Here is a 25750-nt window from a genome sequence, read left to right as displayed (position 1 = left end):
TGGAGGGCAGGGGGCGGCAAAGGTTTGATCCCATCGGTCGCGCTGCGACGAACGGGGCTGCATTGACCCAAGACATGACAAGACCCCTTGGAATGGGCTAGCTTCAAGAGCGTAGGCCATTGATCAACTTGCGGAGGTACTCCATGCCAGTGAAACACGACCTGTATCAGGATTTGGGTTTGAGCAAGGAAGTCGTTCACGAACGCAGGAGGAGCGATGACCGCTTGAATTCGCTGCTCGAACAATACGATGCCGCCGACAAGGAGGTAGTCGTTTTCGAATCGTCAGGCGGAGCGGATGACGAACTGGAGAAGTTGAAGAAAAAACGGCTGTCGGTCAAAGACAAGATTGTGCTGCAACTCGCTCCTACAACGGGGCGGTAATATTTGTTCAGAATTGTCTAAGGGACAGGCGGCGTTTCACTGATTATGATGCCCGCCGTCCACCCGGCTCTGGGGACTGTTGCGGCGCAAGGATTGCGCTGCTGAGCCGGGTGGGCAACCTGTTTCACACCCGCCTCATACCCGCCAGCGCTTGAATGCATTCATCCATCGAGCGTTGCTGCGTCTCGCCATACAGCCTCAATTCATCAATCGTCTGGCGGCCCAGCGCCGTCTCGAACTCGGCCTGATTCGATGTGGCCGCATAGTGACTTTGCGCGGCATCGCCCAGGTTTGACTGGAAGATCCCCGCTGCACTCACCGGCAGAAAGTCTTCATACACCAACGGCTCCACATCCACGTGCCCGGCAGCAATCAACGCCTCCAGCGTTTGCGGTTGATCGGCCTGGCCGCGTGCCGCCAAGCCTCGCTCCGTGGCGAAGTAGCGAAAGTACGCGAGGCCCTGTTCACGCATCTGCGCGTGGTTATCGGGGAAGGCCTGGAAGTGTTGCTCCATCAACGCCACATAACGTGCCGCGTTACCCTCATTCGGGAATGCGCCCAGTTCGTCGCGCGCCGCGTTCAGCAGTTGGTCGTACAGGGCGCGGCCTTTGGGCGTCAGCGCCACACCGCGCTGTTCAATTTCGCCGAAACGAGCACTGTGGCTGCCTTGGGCGTCGGTGAAGGCGATGGGCTCGTCGAGGGCCTTGAAGCTGGTCTGGCGCAGCAGGATCGGACACTCGCGGCGTGGCGGACCTTCGATCACCGCTTTGGGGGTAATGCCTTTGCCCGGCATGGCGGCCTGCACCTGGTCGATGTCCAGGGTGCGCGGTGTCAGGTGGTTGATGTGTGGGCCTTTGAACGCCACCACGTCGGCGACCAGGCGGTGTTGGTCGCTCAACTGCTGGTACTGCGCGCCGGTGACGGTGGCGGTGTGGTGCCAGCGAAAGGTTTCCAGGGCCTGGTGGATAAATGCTTCGGCATCAGACGCACTCAGGCCGCCGTCCCGTTCTGCTTGTTCGACCAACGCCAGCGCGCCGGGGGTGAAGATCGAGCGCCTGGCCAGGGCGTTTTCGGCGAAGGCGCGCAGTTCAAGGTTTTCGATCAGTTCCAGGCGTAACAGTGAGGTAAACACCCGGAACGGGCTGGCCTGCAATGAACGTTCATGCACCGCGCGAAAGGCGGTGGAGTGCACGGGCACGCCGGCCGGCGTCAGGTCGTAATAGCCCACCGGTTGCATGCCCATCACCGCAAACAGGCGGCTGATGGTTGCCAGCTCAAGAGCGGTGCCCAGGCGGATGGCGCCGTGACGTTCCATGTCCAGGCGCTCTATTTCGCCAGTGCGCCGCAACTGCCGGGCCAGGCTTGAATCACTGCCCAGCACCCGCGCATTGGTCTCGGCTACCAGCTCCATCAGCGCGCCATACAGTGGAACTTCATCTCGGTACATGTCGGACATGGCCCTGGAAAAGTCTTTGCGTATCTCGTCGGGGCTGACATAGGCGGCGCTTGGCATAGAAAAATTCCTGAACACTGTAAAGGAGGCTTGGCATTTCTCTGGATTTTGTTGGGCTGGCGCTAGGCTTGCAAACGAAGAATCCTCAGGACTTCATTCTGCAAATGACTGATATGACGCGAATATGACAAAAACTGACGTTTGAAAAATTTCATTTTTCAGCGGCTTTTCTAACAAATTCTTCACGAGGCGCGCCCCGGTCCTCATGAAACAATCGTCACGTTTGTAGGGATGAAAACGCCGTTTGCACACAACGCACATAAAAAAATGTTTAGGGGCTGCCACACATGAAAATTTCTACACTGGCGTTATCCATCACCGCTGCATTGCTCGCGCAACAAGCTTGCGCGGATGATTTCGGGCTCGGCGCTCTGGGCACTGGCACGGGGCACAGTGGCTTTCTTGAAGACAGCCATGCGGCGGTCAGTTCGCGGACGATGTACTACAGTGCGGACAACCGCTCGGGCACCAGCAACGATCTGCGCGAAGCTGCGACATTGCTGCGGTTCGACTACAAATCCGGCTACACCCAAGGCACCCTTGGCGTCGGTTTCGACGTGATGGCGTTCGGTGCCCTGCGCCTGGACGGTGGCGATGGCCACGCCGCAGGCCCAGGCCTGTCGGGTAACGGCAACAGCTTCTTCCCGACCAAAAACAACGGCACCGAGCCTGCCGACAGTTTCGGCCGCGCTGCGGGTAACGTGAAATTCCGCATTTCCCAGACCGAGTTGCACGTCGGCGGTGCTTTGGCCCCGGTGTTGCCTATCCTGGTCTCCAACGACAGCCGTGTTGCACCGCAGACCTTTGACGGCGGCATCCTCACGTCCAGTGACATTCCTAACGTGACCTTTACCGGTGGTGAGCTGAACAAGGCCGAAGGCCGTGCTTCCAGCAACTCCACAGGCTTGAGCGTCGCTGGCGGTACTCGCGACAGCGACAGCTTCAAGTTCGGCGGTGTGGACTACAAACCGTTCGGTTCGTCCGACAACGCCATCGCTAAAAACCTGACGTTGCAGTACTACTACGCCGACCTGCAGGACTTCTACAAACAGAACTACTTCGGCCTGGTTCACCTACTGCCGCTGGGCAACGACCAGTCGTTCAAGACTGACCTGCGTTACTTCGACAGCACCAGCGATGGCAAAAACGGTGAGGCCGGCTACCAGTTCAACAACAACGGTGGCTACGCCAAGCACGCTGGCGAAGTGGATAACAAAACCTACAGCGCCGCGTTCACCTACCAGTTGGGCGGCAGCAGCCTGATGCTTGGCCACATCGGTGTCAGCGATGACGGCGGCTTCGTCTGGGTCAACCAGGGCAGCATCGCCGATCCAAACGCACAAGGCGCGGGCGGCAGCGACTTCTACCTGTTTACCGATGCCGTGGTGGGCCAGTTCTCCCGCGCGGGCGAGCAGGTCAATTTTGGTCAGTACTCGTATGACTTCAAGGCGTTCGTACCTGGCCTGAAAGCGTCCGTGGCTTACCTGGACGGCACGGGCATCAAGTCCAAAGTCGCCGGCGGTCCTGACCAGAAAGAAAACGAAACCGACTTCCGCCTGGATTACGTCGTGCAGCAAGGCCCGCTCAAAGGCTTTGGTACCACCTTCCGTACGGGTACCTACAAGGGGCATAACACCGGTACTGCGGATCAGGACCAAACGCGTCTGATCTTCAACTATACCTACGCGATCTTCTAAGAACGCGCGTGCTTTTGCAGCGCTAAAAAAACGCAGGCCGCCTAATCAGCGGCCTCTTTTTTTGCGCGGGCGGATGAGACTTCATGTGCATCCGCGCATGGATGGGTTCTACACTGCCCCCACTGTGTCAGTGATGGAGGACCCGATGACGGCCACGCCTGCAACCCACATCCGCGCAACGATTGAAGGCCAGCGCCTGGCAACCCAAGAGCCCGAGCGTTGGCGCGACTGGGGCCCTTACTTGAGTGAACGCCAATGGGGCACGGTGCGCGAAGACTACAGCGCCGACGGTGACGCCTGGACCTACTTTCCCCATGAACATGCCCGCAGCCGCGCCTACCGTTGGGGCGAAGACGGCTTGGCCGGTTTCAGCGACAAGGCACAACGCTGGTGCCTGGGCCTGGCGCTTTGGAACGGGCGCGACACGATCATCAAGGAGCGTCTGTTCGGCTTGAATAACGCCGAGGGCAACCACGGTGAAGACGTCAAGGAACTGTACTTTTTCGTCGACGGCGTACCGAGCCATGCCTATATGCGCATGCTCTACAAATACCCGCATGCTGCCTTTCCTTATGCTGACCTGATCGCCGAGAACGCCCGCCGTGGGCTTGAAGATGTCGAGTACGAAATTCTCGACACCGGCGTGTTTGAAGACAACCGCTATTGCGATATCAGCGTCGAATACGCCAAGCATCATCCCGACGATATTTTCATGCGGGTCACCGTGCATAACCGTTCGGACCAGCCGACGCAGCTGCAGGTGCTGCCCCAGTTGTGGGCGCGCAATGACTGGAGCTGGACCTTTGACGCGCCCAAGCCGCAATTGCGGCTGGACGGCGAGCAGGTGCTGGCCCTTCATCATGAACTGCCCGATCGCCATTTCAGCGCCTGGGGGCAGGACGGGCTCGAGTGGGTGTTCTGCGAAAACGAGAGCAATATTCCCCGGTTGGATGGGCAGCCGGCGCCTGGGCCGTTCAAGGATGGCATCAATGATTACGTGGTGGACGGCGTTCAGTCGGCGATTCGCCGTGACGCGGGCACCAAAGTCGCTGCGCGTTTCACCCTTGAACTGGCGGGCCTGGAGAGCAAAACCCTGTACCTGCGGTTTGCGCCTACGGATGCACCCGAGGTCAACGCGCGCAAGCTGTTTGAGCTTCGCCGTCAGGAGGCTGACGACTTCTATGCCGCCCTGCAACAGGGGATCACCAATGAAGATGCGCGCAACGTGCAGCGCCAGGCACTGGCCGGTTTGCTGTGGTCCAAACAGCTTTACTATTTTGACGTAAACCAGTGGCTCGACGGCGACCCGGCCCAACCGGCGCCACCGCCCGAGCGCTTGCATATCCGCAATACCCATTGGCGGCACCTGTCCAACTTCGACATTCTCACCATGCCTGACACCTGGGAATACCCGTGGTACGCCTCCTGGGACCAGGGCTTCCAGGCGGTAGCGATTGCGCTGATTGATCCGGAGTATGCCAAGCAACAGTTATTGCTGTTGGTGAAAGACCGCTTTATGCACCCCAATGGCCAACTGCCGGCGCATGAATGGCGTTTCGACGACGCCAACCCGCCGGTGCATGCCTGGGCCAGTTGGCGGGTGTATCAGCAGGACAAGGCGCTGACCGGGGTCGGCGACATGGATTTCCTTGAGCGCATTTTCCACAAGTTGCTGCTGAATTTTTCCTGGTGGGTCAACCGCAAGGACGCCGAGGGCCGCAACCTGTTCCAGGGCGGGTTCCTGGGCCTGGACAACATTGCCTTGTTCGACCGCTCCGCGGCATTGCCACCGGGCTACCAGCTGGATCAGGCCGACGGCACGGCGTGGGTGGCCGCCTATGCGCTGGACCTGATGCGCATTGGCCTGGAGCTGGCCAAACGCAATGTGGTCTACGTCGATATCGCCGTGAAATTTTTCGAGCACTTCCTGTATATCGCCGGTGCGATCAACCGCGTCGACGACAGCGCCGAGGGCCTATGGGATGAGCACGACCAATTCTTCTACGACGTGCTGCACCGCCCCGACGGCCAGAACGAGCCGGTGCGCCTGCGTTCCATCGTCGGCCTGATGCCGTTGTTCGCGGTGCTGGTGCTGGAGCAGCGCGAACATGAAGGCCTTGAGGGGTTGCGTGAACGGTTGCTGGGGTTCATGAAGCACCGGCCGGATTTGGCGAAGCTGGTGTCGCGCTGGAACGAACCCGGGCAGGGCAATCGCCTGCTGCTGGCGTTGTTGCGCGGCGAGCGCACCAAGGATTTGCTGCGGCGCATGCTCGATGACACTGAGTTTTTGTCGGCCTTTGGCGTGCGTTCATTGTCCAAGGCCTTTGCCGAGCAGCCGTTGGCACTGAAGATGAATGGCGACACGTTGTGCGCGCGCTATCAGCCTGGCGAATCCGACTCACGCTTGTATGGCGGCAACTCCAATTGGCGTGGGCCACTGTGGATGCCGGTGAATTACATGCTGATCGAATCGTTGCGCGAATTTCACCGCTACTACGCGGACAATTTCTCTGTGGAGTACCCGTCTGGGAGTGGTTATCTGGCGTCCCTGGAGGAAGTGGCTGACGGCCTCAGTCAACGCCTGACTCGGTTGTTTTTAAGGGATGAGGAGGGGCTGCGGCCGTCGATGGCGGGGTATGCGCAGCTGGAGGCGGACCCGGCCAGCCGTGACCTGGTGTTGTTCCATGAGTATTTCCATGGTGAAACCGGGCGTGGGTTGGGGGCTTCGCATCAGACCGGGTGGAGCGCGTTGGTCGCGTTGTTGTTGCATGTTCCGGTCAAGGCCTGAATCAGGTAGATTCGCCGGCCCAGCCCTTACAAGGATGTAAATCATGGTTACCGCTTTAAGCCCGGCCAACCTGTTGCGCGCACTGCTGGTGAGCGCCGGCGTATTCGTCGCAGGCCTGCCTGTTGGCAGCGCCAGTGCGCAGGATTTACGAGCAATGTGCCTGGCGTGCAGTGACGGCTTCACTGCCGATGCGACGAAATGGGTCAAAAACGGCATGTACCGTCTTGACGCCGTGACGCTTACGGATGACGAGAGGGAGATGGGCGTAGAAGCTGATGAGAAACGCAAGATGACCCGGATCAAACCGTTGGTGCTGGGTGCCGATGAAAATGATGCGTTGGTCCAGGCAAGCGTCAACGCTATCGGCGCGATGGGAAACTCTGGGCGCGATGACATTTTGCTGCAAACGCAGTGGCCCAACCTGACCCGTCGAGCGCGTTACGCGTACAGTCTTTTTACGGCTGAAGATCAACCCGCAGATTTCTATAAAGTCTATGTGCGGGTTGGTCGAAACCAATATGTGGTTGTGATTGGCCGGGACGTGGAGACCGGCGAGTTCGCGATGAGGCCGGGCAAGTGGCGACTCATCAACGAATATGGCAACCCGGGTTCGCCAGAGGATCTGGAGCAGTTTAAAAAAGTCGAGGCCAGCGCTGGGCGTTGATAACCCGCCTTGAGCCAGAAACGAAAAATCCCGCCATTGGCGGGATTTTTCATGTTGAGGCGTGTTTTGCGAACGGCGTTATCAGGCCGGGAACAGTTCGCTCAGCTTCATGGCCAGCATCATGTCGCCTTCGGTGCGCAGTTTGCCGCCCATGAAAGCCTGCATGCCGTCGGTGGAACCGTCAACGATGCCTTTCATGGTTTCGCCGTCCATGACCAGTGTCACCTGGGCGTCCGGGTTTTCGCCTTCCAGCAGTTCGCAGGTCTTGTTCTTGACCACCAGCGAGAAGTTCTGGGTGTCGTCGATACGGAAACCGAACACCAGGTCCAGGCCGTCGGCAGCGGCTGGGTTGAATTTGGCTTTCATTGCTTCTACAGCTTTGGCTACGTCAGTCATGGTTTCGATCCTTTATGGGTGAGTCCAGTGACCTTGGGGTCACGGTTGGCCGTAATTCATCGGAAAGTGATGAGCTGCGGCGCCTTCAACAGTTGCAAGTGGGTATGACTGTTGAAGGAAGCCAGTGCCACCTCGCGACCACGGAATTTCAGCTGGTTGAGCGAGGTGTTAACAATTTGCCAGTTCAATTCGAAAGCCTGGGCAGCAGGCATTCGGGTAATCAGGTGGAGCAGGGCAGTGATGGTTCCGCCGGAGGTAAACACGGCGATCTTGTGCGCGTTATCGGCCGCTTCAAGAATGCGTTGCAGGCCACCTTGTACACGTTCGACAAAACCCAGCCAGCTCTCCAGCCCGGGCGGATCATAGGTGCCGGCCAGCCAGCGCTCGATGATCAGCGCGAAGATGCGTTGGAATTCGCTGCGGTTCTGCGCACCATTGCGCAGCACATCCACAGCGTGGGGTTCGCTGGCGAGCAAGTCAGGGAGCAGGGCGCGGATGATCGCTTCGCCGTCGAATTCGTTGAAGGCAGTGTCGATTTCCAGCGCTGGTATTGGCTGGCCGAGGGCGCTGTATTGTTCGAATGCGGCAATGGCGGTGTGTTGCTGGCGACGCAGGTCACCCGAGACACAGCGGTCAAACGTAATGCCCAGGTCCGCCAGGTGGCGACCGAGCACTTGCGCTTGTTCCACGCCGACGGGCGACAGGACGTCATAGTCGTCTGCACCGAAGGAGGCCTGGCCATGTCGAATCAGATAAATGCTGCCCACGTCCGTTTTCCCGGTACGTTGAAAGTCTGGCGAGGTTATGAGGATGCCTGCGAGCTGTCAATGAAAAAACATACGCTTGTTTTAAAAGCGCGTTAGAGGGCCGCTGCTGGCGGTTTGAGCACTGGTCCGAAGGCAGTGCCATCGGTATGCTGAGACCATCCGCGCCTGGCGCACTGCAACTTGTAAGGAGTCACATGGATTTTCTGGCCGAATACGCGAGTTTTCTGGCGAAGACCGTCACCTTGGTGGTCGCTATTCTGGTGGTACTGATCAGCTTCGCGGCGTTGCGCAGCAAGGGCCGTCGCAAATCCGCCGGCCAATTGCAGGTCAGCAAGCTCAATGACTTCTATAAAGGCCTGCGTGAGCGCCTGGAATCGAGCCTGCTCGACAAGGACCAGCTCAAGGCCTTGCGCAAGTCCGAAAGCAAAACCGAAAAGAAGAAAGGCAAGAAGAAACCCGAGGCCAAGCCACGGGTGTTCGTGCTGGATTTTGACGGCGACATCAAGGCCTCGGCCACCGAGAGCCTGCGCCATGAAATCACCGCGCTGCTGAGCCTGGCCACGCCGAAGGACGAAGTGGTGCTGCGCCTCGAAAGCGGCGGCGGCATGGTGCACAGCTATGGCTTGGCCTCTTCGCAACTGGCGCGTATTCGTCAGGCCGGCGTGCCGTTGACTGTGTGCATCGACAAGGTCGCGGCCAGCGGCGGCTACATGATGGCGTGCATTGGCGAGAAGATCATCAGCGCGCCGTTCGCCATCCTCGGCTCCATTGGCGTGGTGGCGCAGTTGCCTAACGTGAACCGCCTGCTGAAAAAACACGACATCGATTTTGAAGTGCTGACCGCCGGTGAATACAAACGCACCCTCACCGTGTTTGGCGAAAACACCGAGAAGGGTCGCGAGAAATTCCAGGAAGACCTGGACATCACTCATCAATTGTTCAAGAACTTCGTGTCGCGCTATCGCCCACAGTTGGCAATCGACGAAGTGGCGACCGGTGAAGTGTGGCTGGGTGTTGCCGCCCTCGACAAACAACTGGTCGACGAGCTGCAAACCAGCGACGAATACCTGGCCACCAAGGCCAAGACCGCCGAGGTGTTCCACCTGCACTATGCCGAGCGTAAAAGCCTGCAAGAGCGGGTAGGCCTGGCGGCCAGCGGCTCGGTAGACCGTGTGCTGTTGACCTGGTGGAGCCGGTTGACCCAGCAGCGCTTCTGGTAAGTCCAGAAGGTAGCCGATCCCAATGTGGGAGCGGGCTTGCCCGCGATAGCGATGTCCCAGTCGATACATCTACCGACTGACCCGCCGCCATCGCGGGCAAGCCCGCTCCCACATTTAGTTCTGAGTCAGTCTGGAAGACTGTTGTTGTACTGAGGGAATTGGTTTTCGCATCAACATCCCCACCACCAACGCCCCCAGCAGCCCCAACAATCCCGCCACCCATAACACCGTGCTGAACCCGCTCACAAATGCCTGCCGCGCCAGCGGTTGCACTTGCGCCCGTGCGGGCTCCGGCAACAAGCCCATCGCCGCCGGCATATCCCCGGCCACTACCCGCGAGGCTATACCCGCCACCTGGTCCTGCCATTGCGTGTCGATACTCGCGCGCAGCAACTGCTCACTGTGGCTGCTCAGCAATGCCCCATACACACCAATGGCCAACAGGATCGCGCTGAAGCGCATGGTGGTGCTCATGCCCGACGCCATCCCCGCCCGGTCGCGTGGCACGCAGGCCATGATGTTTTTCTGCGTGTCGCCATTGAGCAGGCCGGCCCCGGCGCCCGTGACGGCAATCGCCAGCGCGAAGGGCAGGTAGCCGCCGACATTGACCGCCCAGGCGCTCAACACGTTGCCGCAGCCGACCAGGGTCAAACCCGTGGCCATCATTGTCGCTGGCGCAAAGCGCACCGCCAGGCGTGCACCGATGCGTGGGCAGATCAGCATGGTCAGGGCAAACGGCAACATGCCCAGGCCCGAAGCAATGGCCGAGAAGCCCAGGCCGTTCTGCAAGTAGAACGGCAGCAACGTCATCATCACCTGGGCGCAGCCGGCATAGGCAAACATCCCGAGCAGGGCGCCGATAAACCGTGGGTGGCGGAACAGTTGCAGGTCCACCATGGGCCGTTGTTGCGCGCGCTCGACCCGTACAAACACACCCAGCAACACAGCCCCGCCGATCAGGCGCGCAGAGGTCAACGGACTGTCCCAACCGATGCGATTGGCCTCGATCAGCCCCCAGATCAGGCACAACAGGCTGGCACTGAATGCCAGGCTGCCCCATGGATCCAGGCGTGCTGACTGAGTGTCGCGGGACTCTGGAATCGCACGCAGCACCAGCGCCATCAACCCCAGGCCCACGGGCAGGTTGAGGTAGAAAATCCAGCGCCAGCCCAGGTATTGGGTAATCAGGCCGCCCAACGTTGGCGCGGCGGTCATCGCCACGCCCATGCATGCGCCCCAGAACGCCCAGGCTTTGGCGCGTTCCACTTCATCGTGAAAGGTATGGCCGATGGAGGCTAGGGCCGACGTCAGCAGCAAAGCTGCGCCGACGCCTTTGACGGCGCGGGCAATGTCCAGAAACATGGCATTCGGCGCTGCGCCACACCCCATGGACGCCAGGATGAAAAGGCTCAAGCCCCAGACCAGGGTCTTCTTGCGCCCAAAACGGTCGGCGATGCTGCCGGCCGGTAACAGCAGTGCGGCGAACGCGAGCATATAGGCGCTGACCACCCACTCGATATCGGCGAAGTTGGCGCCCAGGTCGCGGGCAATGCTCGGCAGCGTCACGGCGACGATATTGGTGTCGAGCACGATCAGCGAACAAACGCCGGAGGCGGTCAGCAACGTCAAGCGCGGACTGACCTGGCTCATGGCTGAATTACCTTACGGGCAATATGGAAAAGGCAGTTGACGTACATCGCAAGGGCTCTCTAGTGTTGAGGTCTTGTGAGCTTATCCCTGGCGCTTGCTTGAGTTGTTAGCTGGGCTGAAGCACTTCATTACCTTTGAGCTAATCCTGCGATGGAAATCCGCCACTTCCGCTATTTCCTGGCGGTCGCCCGCCAGCGCAATTTCACCCGCGCTGCCGAGCAATTGGGCATCGCGCCGCCCACCCTGAGTCGGCAGATACAGGACATGGAAACCGCCCTGGGCACGCGTTTGTTTATCCGTCAGCAGCGCGAAGTCAGCCTTACCGAGGCGGGCGCTGCGTTACTGATCGAGGCGGAAGTCACCGTGCGTCAGTTCGAGTTTGCCCAGCGCAACGCCCAGCGCGCCGGACGTGGGGATATCGGGCATGTCGAACTGGGCTACGTGGCCTCGGCGGTATACTCGGGGCTGTTGCAGCGGCAAATGCAGGCGTTCAGCCAGGCGTTTCCGGATGTGAGCGTGAATGTGCGCGAATGCGCGATGGCCACATTGCCGACGGCGGTGGCGGACGGGCGCTATGACATCGGCTACATCCGCTCGCCGATGACGCTGCCCGATGGGGTGGAGGCAGTGCGCCTCGACAGCGAAGGTTTTGTGCTGGCGCTGCCGCAGGATTCCTGGCTGCTGGGGCTCAAGGCCATCGGCTGTGAACACCTGCAAAACGAGACCTTTATCTTGCCGGAGCAAATCAGCGGGACGTTGCACGTGGCGGCGCAGGGCGGTTATGCGCCGTGCCTCGGGCCGCAACCGGGCGGCTTGGTGGCGGTGGTGGCGCTGGTGTCGTTAGGGCAGGGCGTCGCGGTGGTGCCGGCGTCGATGGTCGGGCATGTGAGCTTGCCGGGTGTGGTCTACCGCAGTATCCACGGCAGCGAGGCGGCGTCCTGGCTGTCGTTGATTCACCGGCGCTTTGAGCAAGCGCCGGCAGTGGCGCGGTATATCCAGCAAATCAAACGCTCAGTCGGGGCTGCACCGAGTCCGCCAGGCGCGTGAGGATCAGGCAGCACGACACGGCGCCGGCATCCAGCACGCCGAGGGAGCGCTCGCCCAAACGGCTGGCCCGGCCGATTTTGGCGACCAGGTCTTTGGTTGAATCGCGGCCTTGTGACGCGGCGGCTTTCATCGCCTCCAGCGCATCGTTGAAACCAGCGCCTCCCGCATGCGCACGTTCGAAGGCTTCAACCGCCGGGATCAGCGTGTCCATCAAACACTTGTCACCCACGCCCGCTTCGGTGATGTCCTGCAGTGAGGTCAAACCGCCGCGCAGCAAGTGAGCAAAGGTCGCGGCGTCGATATTCTCGCTGCTGCGCACTTCGTCGGCCATGCCGATAAACAGGCTGCCATACAACGGCCCCATGGAGCCGCCGATGCCTTCCATCAGGCTCAGGGTCAGTTCATCCAGGGCCTGGGCCAGCGTCAGTTGGCGGCCTTCGATCATGCGGCCGCAATGGGCGAACCCCTTGGCCATGTTGATGCCGTGGTCGCCGTCGCCAATCGCGCCGTCGACTTCGCTGAGGTATTCACGGTTGGCCACGATCACGCTGACCAGGTCGGCGACGATGGCGCTGCCGTCGCGGGTGGAAAAATGCTGGCTCATGGTTCACTCCGCCTGGGTCATGCCGATGGAGCGGCACGGTTGGTCGATAAGGGTTTTCAGCTCGGCGTCGAGGCCGAGCAGGGTGAGGGTGACGCCCATCATCTCCAGGGAGGTGAAGTAGTTGCCCACGTAGCAACGGTGAATCTTCAAGCCCTTGGCCTTGAGCTGTCGCTCAACCTCGGCGTAAAAAATATACAGCTCCATCACCGGCGTGGCGCCCAGGCCCGAGACCAGCACCACCACACTGTCGTCCTTGCTGAAATCACGGTCAGCCAGGATCGGCGCGAGCATGCGTTCGGCCATGGCAGCGGCGGGTTCGATGGGGACGACTTCAATGCCCGGTTCGCCGTGATGGCCGATGCCCAGTTCCATCTGGCCGTCGGGGATCTGGAAGTTTGGTTTGCCCACCGCCGCAATGGTGCAGGGCGTGAGGCCGATGCCAATTGAGCGGCAGTGATCGACCGTTTTCTGGGCGACGCGAATCACGCCATCGAGGTCGTAATGCTGGGCAGCCGCGGCACCGCCGATCTTCCACATGAAGATCTCCCCGGCCACGCCGCGCCGCTTGGCGATATCGGCCTGGGGGGCGGAGGCCACATCGTCGTTGGCGACCACGGTACGGATGCGCATGTCTTTGCTGGCGGCCATTTTCATTGCCAGCTTTACGTTCATGTTGTCGCCGGCATAGTTGCCGTACAGGCAGGCTACGCCGGCGCCATGGTCGGCGGCGCGGAAGGCATCGAAAAAGCTCTTGGCGGTGGGCGAGGAGAAAATCTCGCCGACGGCCACGGCGTCTACCAGGCCCTGGCCGACGTAGCCGAGAAAGGCCGGCTCATGGCCCGAACCGCCGCCGGTCACGATGCCAACCCGGCCTTGCCCCGATGGCCTGGCTTTGACGATGACCCGAGGGTTGCTCTCGTATTGGCGCAGTTCGGGGTGGGCGACCAGAATACCGTGCAGCATGTCCTCGACCACTTGGTCCGGATCGTTGATGACTCGATTCATAACGCGGGTTCCTGTTCTTGTTCTAAAGGGCAACAACAATTCAATGTGGGAGCGGGCTTGCCCGCGATAGCGGTGGTTCAGTTGATAGATGTGTTGACTGATATACCGCCATCGCAGGCAAGCCAGCTCCCACAGGGTGGTGTGTTGCTGCTGGGATCAGGGCTCCAATACCACTTTGAGCGACTTGTCCCCGCGCTCCATCACCGCAAACGCTTCCTTGAAATCCGCCAGTGCGAATTTATGGGTCACCACGTCGCGCATGTCGATCTTGCGGTTGCCGATAAAGTCGATGGCGCGCGGGTACATGTATGGCCCCAGGTGCGAGCCCAATATGTCCAGTTCCTTGCGGTCGCCGATGATCGACCAATCTACCGTGGCTTCGTCATTAAATACGCTGAACTCGACGAAGCGCCCCAGCTTGCGCAACATCGCCAGGCCCTGGTTCACCGCCTTGTGGTGCCCGGTAGCTTCGATATAAATGTCGCAGCCATAACCGTCGGTGATCGCGCGGATTTTTGCCAGGACGTCGACGTCGGCCGGGTTCCACACTTCGTCGGCGCCCATGCGCAGGGCGAGGGCGGCGCGTTCGGGTTTCATGTCCAGCACGATCAGCTTTTTCGGGTTGCGCAGGCGCACGGCGCCGATGATGCCCAGGCCCAGGGTGCCGGCACCGGCCACCACCACCACGTCGTCATGGTCGACATTCGCGCGCTCGGCGGCATGCAGTGAGCAGGCCAGCGGTTCGATCAGGATCGCTTCGTCGGGGGCGATGGATTCCGGCACTTTGTGGATGATGCCTTCCTTGGTGAAGATCATGTACTGGGCCATGGCGCCCTGCACATTGTTCTGGAAGCCATACAGGTCATGCTTCTGGCACATCCAGTACTGGCCGTGGTTGCAGAAGCGACAGCCCCAGCACGGCACAATCTGCTCGGAGATCACCCGGTCACCCACCGCCACGCCGCGTTTTTCGGCGCCTGGGCCGAGGGCAACCACGCGGCAGACGAATTCATGCCCGGGGATCATCGGCGGTTTCACGTAGCGCGGTTGCTCGGCGTCGCCCCAGAACGACGGTGCGCCGCGATAGGTCTTGATGTCGCCCATGCAGATGCCGCACAGCTCGACTTTGGTGAGAATCTCGTCAGGCCCGGGTGTGGGCACATCGACGGTTTCCAGGCGGTAGTCTTCCGGGCCATGGCAGACCACGGCCTGCATGGTTTTCGGGATGCTGGGGGCGAGCTGTTCAGGGGTGCGTTCGGTGACGGTGGACATGACAAAACCTCACGACAAAAGATGAATTACTGAATGCTGTAGCCGCCGTCGATCACCATGTTGGCGCCGGTGATCATCTGCGCGGCATCGCTGAGCAGGTACAACGCGAGCCCGGCGATTTCTTGCGGCTGGGCAAAACGGCCCGCCGGGATCTGCAATTTGGCCCGTTCACCCACTTCACCGGCCCAGGCTTTCTTGCCCAAGGCGGTCTCGACGATGGTCGGGGAGATGGCGTTGACGTTGATCTGTGGCGCCCACTCCATGGCCAATACCTTGGTCATGCCGACGATGGCCGCCTTGCTCGCGCAGTAGGCGACGTGGCGGTCCAGGCCGATCACGGCGGCCTGGGAGGCGAGGTTGACGATGCGTCCGCCGCCGTTGGCGAGCATGTGTCTGGCGCACGCCTGGGCCACGAAGAAGCTGGCTTTGAGGTTGATATCCAGGGTGCTGTCCCAGGCGCTTTCGCTGACGTCGACGGCCTTGTCGAGCAGGACGATGCCGGCGCTGTTGATCAGGTAATCCAGGCGCTGGAAGTGTTCGAATACGTGGTCGATGGTGTGCTGCACCTGGTCGATCCGGCTGAGGTCGACCGCAATACCCAGATGCCCGGCGCCCAGGCTCGCGGCCACTTCCACCACGGCGGGGTCACGGTCCAGCAACGCCACGCGTGCGCCGCGCTCCACCAGCAGGCTGGCGCAGGCCAGGCCGATGCCGGCGGCGCCGCCGGTAATCACCGCGCAACGGCCGGTGAGGTCGAAGGCTTGGTTCCAGAATCCAGACATGCATGACTCCTCTTTCTAAAGCGTTGGAGATCCAATGTGGGAGCTGGCTTGCCTGCGATGCAGGCGACTCGGTCTTTCAGTCAAACCGAGGTGATGCCATCGCAGGCAAGCCAGCTCCCACACTTGACCGTATTTCAAGGCGAAAGCTGCTTACCGCCGCTGACCTGTTTGTACAGCGCATCCGCATTGGCATTGGTCACCGGCACCCACGGCAGGATGTAGTTCTTGGCGGTGCCGTCACCCCATTTCACGTCCTTGGCATAGCGTTCCCAAATCACCGACTGCGGCTTGTAGTCCTTACCGGCCAATGCGCGCAATGCCACGTCCAGCGCGCCCTGAGACTGGGCCTGGGCGTCTTGCAGGAAGGTGGTGACTTCGTCTTTCTTCGCCGCCTGGATCGCATCCGGCATGCCGTCGATCGAGGTGACCGGCACGTCTTTGGACGACAAGCCATGGGACTTCAGGGCTTGCACGGCGCCGAGGGCCATGTCGTCGTTCTGGGCGATCACGCCGTTAATGCCTTTGGGGTGCGCGTTCAGCCAGTCTTCGGTGAGGGTCAGGGCCTGGGCGCGGTCCCAGTTGGCGGTTTTTTTCTCGATGATCTTGATGTCGGGGTGTTTGCCCAACACTTCCAGCTCGCCTTTTTCCCGGTCGATCTGCGCCGACTGGCCAATCGGGCCCTGGATGATCACGACGTTGCCACGGCCGTTGAGCTTGTCGACCATGGCCTGGGCTTGCAGGCGGCCGCCTTCCACGTCGTCATTACCCACATAAGGCACGGAGGCATCGGCTACTTTCGTATTGGAGGCGATGACGACCACGTCGTTGCTCATGGCTTGTTTTACGGTGCCGACACCGGCCTTGGTGTCGATCGGCACGAACAGGATGGCGTCGTAGTGCTGGGTCACCATGTTTTCGATCTGGTTGTTTTGGGTCAGGGCGTCGTAGTTGCCGTCGAACACGGTCAACTGCACGGTGCCGTCCTTGACCGCCGGATGTTCCTTCAGCTCGCGGACCCAGTTCTGCATGAACTGGCCCTTGAGGCCGTACACGGCGGCGCCGATTTTGTAGGTCTTGCCATCGGCGGCCAGGGCAATACTGCTGGCGAGCAGGGAGAGAGCCGCAACGGCGGCCAACGTCATTCCAGGTTTCATGGTGAGAACTCCGCTTATTGTTGTAGGTCGTTCAGTTCATTTTTTGGAGGAAAAGCGACTAGCGTTTTTTCTTGCGCCACACGTCTATCAGTACTGCGAACACGATGATCAGGCCCTTGGCGACCTGCTGGTAATAGGACGACACGCCGAGCAGGTTCAGCCCGTTGTTGATCACGCCGATCAACAACGCACCAAACAGCGTGCCGACAATGCTGCCGGTGCCGCCCGACAAGCTGGTGCCGCCGATGACCACCGCGGCAATCGCATCCAGCTCATAGGAAACCCCGGCCTGGGGCAGGGCGGAGGTAGTGCGGGCCGACAGCACTACGCCGGCCAGCCCTGCGAGCAGGCCAGACACCACGTACACCGAAAACATCACCTTGCGCACGCCGATGCCGGAGGTGCGTGCGCTCTTTTCATTGCCGCCCACCGCGTACACATAGCGGCCGTAAGTGGTGTAGCGCAGCACCATCCAGAAGATCAGCGCGACCACGGCGAAGATGACGATGGGCACGCCAATCGGGCCGATCTTGCCAATGCCCAGCGCCAGGTAGGCGTCGGGCAGATCCGTGATGGGGCTGCCGTCGTTGAGAATGAAGGTCATGCCCCGTGCGACGCTGAGCATGCCGAGGGTGGCCACGAACGGCGGGATCGACAGGTTGGCGACCATAAAGCCGTTGACCACGCCGAGCATGGCCCCGGCAAACATCCCGGCACTGACCGCCGCCAGCAGGCCGTAGCCCTGAGTCGCGACCATCGCGCTGCACAGTCCGGCGAAGGCCAGTATCGAGCCCACCGACAGGTCGATGCCCTTGGTCAGAATCACGTAAGTCATGCCCACGGCGAGGATGCCGTTGATCGAGGTCTGGCGCAGGATGTCCATCCAGTTGCGCCAGGTCATGAAATATTCGCTGGAAAACGCCATCACCACGCACAGCAGGATAAACACCAGCGGCAGGCCGAAGCGGTCGAGGGATAAACGCAGTCGATTGCGCGGCGCGGCAGTCATGGGTGCAGCGATGGTTTTGGCATTCATGAGGCAAGACTCAACAAGGCTTCCTGGGAAAGGGCGGTGTCGGTGCTGATGGTCACCAGCCGGCCGCCCTTGAATACGGCGATACGATCACTCAGGTGCAGCAACTCGGGGGCTTCGGATGACACCACAATGGCGGCGCCACCGGCGCGCACGAACTGGTCGAGCAGGTGGTAAATCTCCTGCTTGGCGCCTTCATCAATGCCCCGGGTCGGTTCATCGCACAGCAGGCACACCGGTTCGGTCGACAGGCATTTGGCAAGCACCACTTTCTGCTGGTTGCCACCGCTCATGGAGGCCACCGGCAGTTCCAGGGATGTGGTTTTGATCTGCAGGCGCTTGACCATGTCCTGGGCGAGTTGGGTTTCCTTGCGCGCATTGATCAGCGACCAGCTCGACAGGCGTTTGTAGGCCGACAGCGCAATGTTGGAAAGAATGCTGCCGGTGAGTACCAGGCCACTGTCTTTGCGGTCCTCGGTGACCAGCGACATGCCGGCGTTGATCGTGGCTTTGGGCAAGCCGATCGGCATGGGTTTGCCTTGCAGGGTCACGCTGCCGGAGTCCGCGACGGTCAGGCCGTAGATGCAGTTGAGGAATTCGCTGCGCCCCGAACCCATCAGGCCATAAATGCCGAGGATTTCACCCTGGCGCAGTTGCAGGCTGATGTCGTGGAATTCGCCGTTGCGGCTCAGGTTGTCGACTTGCAGGCAGGTCGTGGGGGCGCATTCGCGGCCGACCTTGTGGTCAATGCGCGTCAACTCCTGGCCGACGATGCCGCGCACCAGGTGGTTGCGGTCGATATCGGCCATGCGTCCGCTTTCCACAAAGGCGCCATCGCGAAAGATGCTGTAGTCATCGGCGATCTGCGCCAGTTCGCTCAGACGATGCGACACATAGACGATACCGGCGCCTCGGGCAGTGAGGCGGCGGATGGCTTTGAACAGGGTTTCTGCCTCGCGCTCGCCGATGGCCGAGGTGGGTTCGTCCATGATCATCACCTGGCAGTCATGGCTGAACGCCTTGGCGATTTCCACCAGCTGGATCTGCGCCACGCTCAAACGGTGCATGGGGCGGGTGGCGTCGACGTCGAACTCCAGGCTTTCAAGCAGCTCGCGGGTGCGGCGGTTGAGGGTCTTGCTGTCGACAATGCAGCCGGCATGGCGCGGTTCGCGGCCCAGCCAGATATTTTCGGCGACGGTCATGTAGGGGATGGGTTCCAGCTCCTGGGTGATCATTGCGATCCCCGCCGCCAGGGCTTCACTCGGGCGGTTGAACTGAACGGGGGTGCCGTTAAGCGCAATGGTCCCGGCGTCGCGTTGGGTGATGCCCATCAGGATGCTCAGGAACGTCGACTTGCCTGCGCCATTGCCGCCGCACAACGCATGGACGCTGCCCGCCCGCAGAGAGAGGCGCCCGTCACGCAGGGCAGGCACCCCGGCGTAAGCCTTGGCGACGTGTTCAGCCTGGAGCAGTAATGGCGTGGCCATCGGCGTGTCCTCGTGCTGTGAATTCTTATTAGGTCGCACAGTCATGTTTCGCTGTGATCATATGTGTATCAAATGAAATTCTGATCAGTCAATCTCTTTCACTTAAAACGTAGGAATCTCATCCTGAGTGGTAATGGCGCCCTGTTATAGGGCTTTGACTGTCGGGTCAGTTAAAACTCACTTGACAGAAAGGGCTTAATGCCCGAGAAATGACTGAGAGAAATTTCATCTACTGATCATTTGATCGGTCTTAAATGCCCTCTCGGCAGTGGAGCCAGACGCCATGAACACACCTTTCCCGGTGGCTATCGGATGCGATGAAGCGGGTTTTGAGCTCAAAGAGCTGTTGAAGCGCCATATCGAGGCGCTCGGCTATCCGGTGACCGACTTCGGTACTCACTCCACGGCGCCGGTGCTGTATCCGGACATCGCCCTGGCCGTGGCCACCGCCATCAATGCCGGGCAGCAACGCCTCGGTGTGCTGGTGTGCGGCACCGGGATCGGCATGGCGATCTCGGCCAACAAGGTGTTGGGCATTCGTGCGGCCCAGGCCCATGACACGTATTCGGCGGAGCGCGCGCGCAAGAGCAACGATGCGCAAATCCTGTCCATTGGCGCGCGGGTGATCGGCGCCGAACTGGCCAAAAGCATCGTCAAGTCGTTCCTGGAGTCGGAGTTCGAGGCTGCGCGTTCTGGGGCCAAGGTCGAGCGGATCAATGCGATCGAGCGCGATGGGCATCAGTAGTGGACGTAACGGGGCAAGAGTCGGGAGAATGCGCCTTTGACGCCGAAACGGAAGCCCGTCCCCATGAGTGACAGTACCCAGCGCATTGCCAGCGATATCGATCAGATGACCGAAGTGGCGATGCTCTATTACCTTGAGAACGTCACTCAGGAAGCCATTGCCAAACGCTTCGACCTGTCGCGGGCGAAAGTCAGCCGCTTGCTCAAACGTGCGCGCGATGAAGGGATTGTCGAGGTGCGCGTCTTGCAGCACCCGGCGATGAACAACGAGCTGGAGCGGGCGTTGGTGGAACGCTTCAAGCTGGACCGCGCCTTGATCGCGGTCGACCACGGCGACCCCGACACCCAGCGCTCGGCTGTCGCCAGCCTGGTGGCGAATTACCTGAACAAGACGCTGAGCGACGGCATGATTGTCGCCGTGGGCATGGGGCGTAACGTCGGTGCCGTGGCGGATAACGTATTTTTGCCGGTGACGCGCAATTGCACGTTTGTCTGCGCCATCGGCGGTTCGCTCAAGGCCGGCGAATACATGAACCCCGATCATATTTGCCGTCGCCTGGCCCTGCGTTTTGGTGGCGAGAGCGAAAGCCTGTACGCCCCGGCGCTGGTGGCGAACCCCGAGTTACGGGGCGTGTTGATCAACAATGACACCGTGCGCTCGACCCTGGACCGTGCGCGGCGCGCGGACATTGCGCTGATTGGCATTGGCGACATGAGCGAGAACAGCAACATGGTGCGCATGGGCTGGTTCTCGCCGCAGGAGATCGCGCAGGCGCGGCTGTCGGGCACCGTGGGCGACATGATGGGGTATGACTTTATCGACATCCATGGCCAGCCGGCGGTCAACGCGATTCAAGGTCGGGTGATCGGGTTGACGGTGCAGGAGCTGTTTCGTATCCCGGATGTCGTGGCGATTGCCAGTGAGAACACCAAGGCAGCGGCGACACTTGGCGCGTTGCGCTCGGGGGTGATCAATACGCTGGCGACCACCGTAACGAATGCCCACACCATCCTGGCGCTGGATGATGCGACGCGCAAAACCTGATATTGCGCAGGTCAAAATGTGGGAGCGGGCTTGCTCGCGAAGGCGGTGTGTCAGTCGACATATGGATTGACTGAACCTCCGCATTCGCGAGCAAGCCCGCTCCCACATTGGTTTTGTGTGTGCTTGGGGACAGATTTTGTAATAATTTTGCGTTGTAGGAAGTTTGGGTTTCGCCTGTACGATTCAAGTCCTTTTCTCATTGCAGGACTTGCATGAACACCCTCTCGGAGCCTCCCAGTCGTCTTTCCCCAAGACATCCGCTGTCGCTGTTCCCGCTGAAGCACCCCGTATTCCAACTGCTAACCTTGTCCCGGTCCACTGACCGCGCTTTGCCGTGTCCGGCATTCTGAAACCTATAAAGAGACTCTATAAATGGAATGGTTAGCGGATCCAACGGCCTGGCTCGGCCTGTTGACCTTGATTGTGCTGGAACTGGTGCTGGGCATCGACAACCTGGTGTTTATCGCGATCCTGGCGGACAAGCTGCCGCCGGAGCAGCGCGATCGCGCGCGGTTGATCGGTTTGTCCCTGGCGTTGCTGATGCGTTTGGGCCTGCTGGCGAGTATTTCCTGGCTGGTGACGCTTACGCAGCCGCTGTTCGAGGTGTTCGACAAGAGCTTCTCCGGCCGTGACTTGATCATGTTATTTGGTGGTGTGTTCCTGTTGTTCAAGGCCACCATGGAATTGCACGAGCGCCTTGAAGGCCATGTGGCACAGCGTACGGGCAATGTGGCGTACGCGATGTTCTGGCCGATCGTGGCGCAGATCGTGGTGCTCGACGCGGTGTTCTCCCTCGACGCGGTGATTACCGCCGTGGGCATGGTCGATGAGCTGGCCGTGATGATGATCGCGGTGATCGTGTCCATCGGCCTGATGATCGTGGCGAGTAAACCGCTGACCCGTTTCGTCAACGCGCACCCGACAGTCATCATGTTGTGTCTGGGCTTTTTGATGATGATCGGTTTCGCCCTGACCGCCGAAGGCCTGGGCTTCCATATTCCCAAGGGCTACCTGTATGCGGCGATTGGTTTCTCGATCCTGATCGAGCTGTTCAACCAGATTGCCCGCGCCCGCCGCAAGAAGTCGGCGCAAGGCGTGTTGCCAGTGCGTGAGCGTACCGCCCATGCGGTGATGCGCTTGCTCGGCGGCCGAAGCCTGGCGGTGGAAGAGGTGGGTGAAGACGTGGCTGACTTGCTGGGCGAGCGGGATGCGACCCAGGGTCCGCTGTTTGATCGACGCGAGCGCGTAATGATCAGCGGCGTGCTGCAACTGGCCGAGCGGCCGATCCGTACCTTGATGACGCCACGGGCCAAGGTGGACTGTATCGATCTGGCGGACGATCCCGACACGATCCGCCGCAAACTGATGCATTCGTCCTACTCGCGCCTGCCGTTGATCCGCAACGGCGCGGTGGATGAGCCGCTGGGTTTCGTGCACAAAAAGGAATTGCTCAAGGAATACCTGGCCGGCAACGAGCCTAACCTGGAGCACCTGGCGCGTCGGGCGATCAACCTGCTGGAGAGCTTTTCGATCCTCAATGCCCTGGAGCAGATGCGCCAGGAGTCGACCCACATCGCCTTCGTGATCAACGAATTCGGCGACTTCATGGGCGTGTTGAGCATGACCGACATTCTCGAGTCCATCGCCGGTGAATTGCCGGACGCCAGCGAAATCGAGGGGCCGGATATTGTCGAGGAGGGCGAGGGGTTTCGCGCCAATGGCGCCTTGAACCTCAACCTGGTTCGTCAGCGTACCGGTTTCAATGCCGTTTCCACCGAGGATTATCAGACCCTAGCTGGCTTGGTGATGAGCCTGCTCGATCGCCTGCCGATGGTCGGTGACAGTCTCGAGCATGAAGGCTGGCGCCTGGCTGTGGCGGCGGTGGAAGAGCGACGGGTGACGCAGGTGCTGTTGGCGCCGGTGACGCGTAGTCTTTGAACACCTCCTCCAGGAGTGTTTCCTGTTCATGGGGGTCACCGATGCCCTTGAGGTTTTCGACCTCAAGGGCGTCTTTGTAGACCACCAGCGTGGGGGTGCCGCTAACCCCGTGAATCGGCGGGGTTTGGGTGGTGTCGAGGATCATGCTTTTTACACGCCCGGCGTATTGAGCGGCGATGCGATTGAAACGCAGGTCAGCCCCCAAGCACGCCGGGCAGTAGGGGGAAGTGAACAACACAATCACCAGCGGGTGTTCAGTCAGGATTCTTTGGTATTCGTCGAGGTCACGAATAACCGTTTTTGCAACACCCATGATGATCTCCTTGCGAGCCCGGCCAAATGGTTGCGGGTACGCTAAATCGCGAGATCACCACCGTCTACTGTCAACCTTCACAGGTAACGCTGCTCACGCATCGTCCGCGCGCTCCATGCGTTCCCGGGCCTTTCGCGCCTGATTCGCGCATTTCTTGTATTCCTCATTGTCCCTGGACGCCTTTGCCCGCCGGTAGTCATGGTGGTTCTGACCGGTGTAGTCGGCATTGAAGGCTTCCTTGAGTTTCTGCAGTTGTTCCTTGCATTCGTGGCGGTCGTTCGCGGCCGAGGCGCTGCCGGCTGCCAGGAATGAAAGCAAAACCAAAGTGAGGCTGAGCTTCATCAGAAAGGTCGTCCTTGTTGGCTTGAATGTGCCAAGGCTAGTCCAGCGTGGGGATTTTTGCATGGTGCGCCCGCGCCGCAAGGGTGCGGGGTAACACCGTTGTGGTGCACCCGGTTGGGGCCTTTCACGGCGGTGTGGGGCCTTGGGTAGCAATCTGATTTCCCATGATGGCATCACGCTGTACACCCCATGAGAAATTATCTTTCTGATTTATAACGAATTTATCCTTGGCATATTTTTCTGTTACTGCGTGTGGCACACTTTCTGCTGTCTATTCCGTTGTTACATACCAAGTTCCGGTATAGCGGAATACACAACTCCTGGAGTGCTTGTCATGCATCACCGACCTTCCGTGTTTAAAGCGTGTGTTTTTCTCTTCGCCGCATCGGCGTCCCTCGCAAGCATCGTGCACGCGGCGGACAGCAAGCTCGATGATGTGCTCAAGCGTGGGCATCTCATCGTGGGTACAGGCAGTACCAATGCGCCGTGGCACTTCCAGGGAGCGGATGGCAAGTTGCAAGGTTTTGATATCGACATCGGCCGCATTGTGGCCAAGGGATTGTTCAACGATCCAAGCAAGGTCGAATTTGTGGTGCAGTCGTCCGACGCACGCATTCCCAACCTGCTGACCGACAAGGTCGACATGAGTTGCCAGTTCATCACCGTCACCGCCAGCCGTGCGCAGCAGGTAGCCTTTACCTTGCCGTACTACCGCGAAGGCGTGGGCCTGCTGCTGCCGAACAACAGCAAATACAAAGAAATCGAAGACCTGCAAGCCGCAGGCGACAGCGTCACCGTGGCCGTGCTGCAAAACGTCTATGCCGAAGAGCTGGTGCACCAGGCACTGCCCAAGGCCAAGGTCGATCAGTACGACAGCGTTGACCTGATGTACCAGGCCGTGAACTCCGGCCGCGCCGATGCTGCCGCCACCGACCAATCCTCGGTCAAATACCTGATGGTGCAGAACCCGGGCCGCTACCGCAGCCCGACCTACGCCTGGAGCCCGCAAACCTACGCGTGCGCCGTCAAGCGTGGCGACCAGGACTGGCTGAACTTCGTCAACACGGCGTTGCATGAAGCCATGACCGGTGTGGAATTCCCGACCTACAAAGCCTCGTTCAAGCAGTGGTTCGGTGTGGACCTGCCAGAGCCTGCGATTGGTTTCCCTGTTGAATTCAAGTGATGTGTAAACCGGGGGCGCAGCGTGTTGCGCCCCGCTTCAGGTACTGCCGACCATGAACTATCAGTTGAACTTTGCCGCCGTGTGGCGTGATTTCCCCAGCTTGCTGGCGGGGCTCGGCCTGGGTCTTGAGCTGGCGTTGCTGTCGATCGCGATTGGCTGTGTGATCGGCTTGATGATGGCCTTTGCCATGCTGTCCAGGCACCGGGCGTTGCGAGTCTTCGCCTCGGTGTATGTGACGGTGATCCGCAATACGCCGATCCTCGTGCTGATCCTGTTGATCTACTTTGCCCTGCCGTCGCTGGGGATTCGTCTCGACAAAATCCCTTCCTTCATCATCACCCTGTCACTGTATGCCGGTGCCTACCTGACCGAAGTGTTCCGTGCCGGGCTGTTGAATATTCCCAAGGGCTTGCGTGAAGCCGGCTTGGCCATCGGCCTGGGCGAGTGGCGCATTCGTGCCTACATCACCGTGCCGGTGATGCTGCGCAACGTGTTGCCGGCGCTGTCGAACAACTTTATTTCGCTGTTCAAGGACACCTCGCTGGCCGCCGCTATCGCGGTGCCGGAGCTGACCTATTACGCCCGCAAGATCAACGTCGAAAGCTACCGGGTGATTGAAACCTGGATGGTCACGACCGCGCTCTACGTGGCTGCCTGTTATTTCATCGCCCTGCTGCTCCGTTACCTGGAACAGCGTCTGGCGATACGTCGTTAAGGAGGGTT

The 25750-nt window shown here is 60.3% G+C and carries 23 protein-coding genes and 1 pseudogene; 11 read left to right on the top strand and 13 right to left on the bottom strand.

Translation table 11 applies throughout. The annotated features are described in order from the left end of the window. The first annotated feature begins 143 nt into the window (after window positions 1-143). Window positions 144-383: a YdcH family protein gene (locus ACI77D_RS22140; RefSeq protein WP_064451946.1), complete on the top strand. Its 240-nt coding sequence runs from the start codon at window positions 144-146 to the stop codon at window positions 381-383. Window positions 384-507: 124 nt separating this feature from the next. Here ACI77D_RS22140 and ACI77D_RS22135 read toward each other — a convergent pair whose 3' ends face one another. Further along, complete coding sequence (locus ACI77D_RS22135) at window positions 508-1896, bottom strand: VOC family protein (protein ID WP_064451947.1); 1389 nt, start codon at window positions 1894-1896, stop codon at window positions 508-510. A 287-nt stretch (window positions 1897-2183) separates the two neighbouring features. Between ACI77D_RS22135 and ACI77D_RS22130 the strand changes: the two genes are divergently transcribed. The 3 genes from ACI77D_RS22130 to ACI77D_RS22120 all read left to right on the top strand — a co-directional run bounded on the left by ACI77D_RS22130 (window position 2184) and on the right by ACI77D_RS22120 (window position 7045). Next, on the top strand, window positions 2184-3593 hold the full coding sequence (locus ACI77D_RS22130) for an OprD family outer membrane porin (RefSeq protein ID WP_064451948.1): 1410 nt from the start codon (window positions 2184-2186) through the stop codon (window positions 3591-3593). A gap of 145 nt (window positions 3594-3738) precedes the next feature. Further along, window positions 3739-6381: an MGH1-like glycoside hydrolase domain-containing protein gene (locus tag ACI77D_RS22125; RefSeq protein WP_407017484.1), complete on the top strand. Its 2643-nt coding sequence runs from the start codon at window positions 3739-3741 to the stop codon at window positions 6379-6381. 43 nt (window positions 6382-6424) lie between these two features. After that, window positions 6425-7045 carry a hypothetical protein gene (locus ACI77D_RS22120; RefSeq protein WP_407017483.1) on the top strand — a complete coding sequence of 207 codons (621 nt, stop codon included), beginning with the start codon at window positions 6425-6427 and terminating at the stop codon, window positions 7043-7045. A gap of 81 nt (window positions 7046-7126) precedes the next feature. Here the strand turns inward: ACI77D_RS22120 and ACI77D_RS22115 are convergent, their stop codons facing one another. Both ACI77D_RS22115 and ACI77D_RS22110 read right to left on the bottom strand, forming a co-directional pair. After that, window positions 7127-7441 carry an SCP2 sterol-binding domain-containing protein gene (locus ACI77D_RS22115; protein ID WP_017479029.1) on the bottom strand — a complete coding sequence of 105 codons (315 nt, stop codon included), beginning with the start codon at window positions 7439-7441 and terminating at the stop codon, window positions 7127-7129. A 56-nt stretch (window positions 7442-7497) separates the two neighbouring features. Further along, the gene (locus tag ACI77D_RS22110; RefSeq protein ID WP_407017482.1) at window positions 7498-8208 is read right to left on the bottom strand and encodes a histidine phosphatase family protein; all 711 of its coding nucleotides are present in this window, start codon (window positions 8206-8208) and stop codon (window positions 7498-7500) included. Window positions 8209-8402: 194 nt separating this feature from the next. On the opposite strand from ACI77D_RS22110, the gene sohB reads away from it, so the two are divergent. After that, window positions 8403-9428, top strand: coding sequence for a protease SohB (sohB, locus tag ACI77D_RS22105; protein ID WP_064451952.1), 1026 nt, complete (start codon window positions 8403-8405; stop codon window positions 9426-9428). A 114-nt stretch (window positions 9429-9542) separates the two neighbouring features. On the opposite strand, the gene ACI77D_RS22100 is transcribed toward sohB, so the two are convergent. Then, on the bottom strand, window positions 9543-11078 hold the full coding sequence (locus ACI77D_RS22100; RefSeq protein ID WP_407017481.1) for an MFS transporter: 1536 nt from the start codon (window positions 11076-11078) through the stop codon (window positions 9543-9545). A 150-nt stretch (window positions 11079-11228) separates the two neighbouring features. Here ACI77D_RS22100 and ACI77D_RS22095 point away from each other — a divergent pair, with 150 nt between their 5' ends. Then, window positions 11229-12125 (top strand): LysR family transcriptional regulator, encoded by an 897-nt coding sequence (locus ACI77D_RS22095; RefSeq protein ID WP_407017480.1) that lies wholly within the window; start codon window positions 11229-11231, stop codon window positions 12123-12125. On the opposite strand, the gene dhaL is transcribed toward ACI77D_RS22095, so the two are convergent. The 7 genes from dhaL to ACI77D_RS22060 form a co-directional block, all read right to left on the bottom strand. After that, entirely contained in the window at window positions 12082-12729 is a 648-nt protein-coding gene (gene dhaL / locus ACI77D_RS22090; RefSeq protein WP_407017479.1) for a dihydroxyacetone kinase subunit DhaL, read from the bottom strand. The genes ACI77D_RS22095 and dhaL overlap by 44 nt on opposite strands. A gap of 3 nt (window positions 12730-12732) precedes the next feature. Next, window positions 12733-13734, bottom strand: coding sequence for a dihydroxyacetone kinase subunit DhaK (locus ACI77D_RS22085; RefSeq protein ID WP_407017478.1), 1002 nt, complete (start codon window positions 13732-13734; stop codon window positions 12733-12735). 156 nt (window positions 13735-13890) lie between these two features. Next, window positions 13891-15006 carry an alcohol dehydrogenase catalytic domain-containing protein gene (locus tag ACI77D_RS22080; RefSeq protein WP_064451957.1) on the bottom strand — a complete coding sequence of 372 codons (1116 nt, stop codon included), beginning with the start codon at window positions 15004-15006 and terminating at the stop codon, window positions 13891-13893. A gap of 26 nt (window positions 15007-15032) precedes the next feature. Beyond that, window positions 15033-15788, bottom strand: coding sequence for an SDR family oxidoreductase (locus ACI77D_RS22075; protein ID WP_064451958.1), 756 nt, complete (start codon window positions 15786-15788; stop codon window positions 15033-15035). Window positions 15789-15922: 134 nt separating this feature from the next. Beyond that, window positions 15923-16942: a substrate-binding domain-containing protein gene (locus tag ACI77D_RS22070; RefSeq protein WP_407017477.1), complete on the bottom strand. Its 1020-nt coding sequence runs from the start codon at window positions 16940-16942 to the stop codon at window positions 15923-15925. Between the two features lie 58 nt (window positions 16943-17000). Continuing rightward, window positions 17001-17978, bottom strand: a complete 978-nt coding sequence (locus tag ACI77D_RS22065; protein ID WP_064451960.1) for an ABC transporter permease — start codon at window positions 17976-17978, stop codon at window positions 17001-17003. Further along, complete coding sequence (locus ACI77D_RS22060; RefSeq protein WP_259762664.1) at window positions 17975-19462, bottom strand: sugar ABC transporter ATP-binding protein; 1488 nt, start codon at window positions 19460-19462, stop codon at window positions 17975-17977. The genes ACI77D_RS22065 and ACI77D_RS22060 overlap by 4 nt, the downstream gene beginning before the upstream one ends. Before the next feature lie 283 nt (window positions 19463-19745). Between ACI77D_RS22060 and rpiB the strand changes: the two genes are divergently transcribed. From rpiB to ACI77D_RS22045, 3 genes are all read left to right on the top strand, one after another. Then, window positions 19746-20207 carry a ribose 5-phosphate isomerase B gene (gene rpiB / locus ACI77D_RS22055; RefSeq protein ID WP_016969738.1) on the top strand — a complete coding sequence of 154 codons (462 nt, stop codon included), beginning with the start codon at window positions 19746-19748 and terminating at the stop codon, window positions 20205-20207. A 63-nt stretch (window positions 20208-20270) separates the two neighbouring features. Further along, on the top strand, window positions 20271-21251 hold the full coding sequence (locus tag ACI77D_RS22050) for a sugar-binding transcriptional regulator (protein ID WP_407017476.1): 981 nt from the start codon (window positions 20271-20273) through the stop codon (window positions 21249-21251). Window positions 21252-21623: 372 nt separating this feature from the next. Beyond that, window positions 21624-23189, top strand: coding sequence for a TerC family protein (locus ACI77D_RS22045; RefSeq protein ID WP_064451962.1), 1566 nt, complete (start codon window positions 21624-21626; stop codon window positions 23187-23189). Window positions 23190-23289: 100 nt separating this feature from the next. Here the strand turns inward: ACI77D_RS22045 and ACI77D_RS22040 are convergent. After that, window positions 23290-23502: pseudogene (locus ACI77D_RS22040) on the bottom strand (thioredoxin domain-containing protein); the annotation flags it as partial. A 93-nt stretch (window positions 23503-23595) separates the two neighbouring features. After that, window positions 23596-23844 carry a hypothetical protein gene (locus ACI77D_RS22035; RefSeq protein WP_064451964.1) on the bottom strand — a complete coding sequence of 83 codons (249 nt, stop codon included), beginning with the start codon at window positions 23842-23844 and terminating at the stop codon, window positions 23596-23598. Window positions 23845-24178: 334 nt separating this feature from the next. Here ACI77D_RS22035 and ACI77D_RS22030 point away from each other — a divergent pair, with 334 nt between their 5' ends. Both ACI77D_RS22030 and ACI77D_RS22025 read left to right on the top strand, forming a co-directional pair. Beyond that, on the top strand, window positions 24179-25027 hold the full coding sequence (locus tag ACI77D_RS22030; protein WP_064451965.1) for a transporter substrate-binding domain-containing protein: 849 nt from the start codon (window positions 24179-24181) through the stop codon (window positions 25025-25027). A gap of 52 nt (window positions 25028-25079) precedes the next feature. Then, window positions 25080-25742, top strand: a complete 663-nt coding sequence (locus ACI77D_RS22025; RefSeq protein WP_128591019.1) for an amino acid ABC transporter permease — start codon at window positions 25080-25082, stop codon at window positions 25740-25742. The last annotated feature ends 8 nt before the right edge of the window (window positions 25743-25750 follow it).

This window comes from Pseudomonas sp. O39, assembly GCF_045447295.1.
Lineage (GTDB): Bacteria > Pseudomonadota > Gammaproteobacteria > Pseudomonadales > Pseudomonadaceae > Aquipseudomonas > Aquipseudomonas antarctica_A.
This window is presented reverse-complemented; position numbering and strand designations above follow the sequence as displayed.